2 protein-coding genes are annotated in these 266 nt (G+C 50.0%); both read right to left on the minus strand.

Going from position 1 to position 266, the window contains the following annotated elements; translation table 11 throughout:
• Nucleotides 1–149: rRNA adenine N-6-methyltransferase family protein (locus NLF92_RS13150; RefSeq protein WP_284700443.1), on the minus strand; the 149-nt coding region annotated here is incomplete at its 3' end.
• On the minus strand, nt 146–266 hold a 121-nt coding region (locus tag NLF92_RS13155; protein ID WP_254102668.1), incomplete at its 5' end, for a 4-hydroxythreonine-4-phosphate dehydrogenase PdxA. The genes NLF92_RS13155 and NLF92_RS13150, both read right to left, overlap by 4 nt.

Raw genomic sequence — 266 nt, forward strand, 5'->3', positions numbered from 1 at the left:
AATGCGCCTAAACCGGGGCCGATTTCCACCAGGTTGTCGCCGTCTTGCGGATTAATGGCATCGACGATCTGTTCGATGACAAAGGTGTCATTTAAAAAGTTCTGACCAAACCGCTTTCGCGCGGTATGGCCTAAATGCGTTTTATTCATTGTTGGTGTTTTGCTAACTCGATTGCTTTAAGCATTGCCTGGGTAAAGCTGCCACTGTCGGCTTCGCCTTTACCCGCCAGGTCCAGCGCGGTACCGTGATCAACGGATGTACGAATA

Origin of the sequence: Opacimonas viscosa (assembly GCF_024199005.1) — a bacterium.
Lineage (GTDB): Bacteria > Pseudomonadota > Gammaproteobacteria > Enterobacterales > Alteromonadaceae > Opacimonas > Opacimonas viscosa.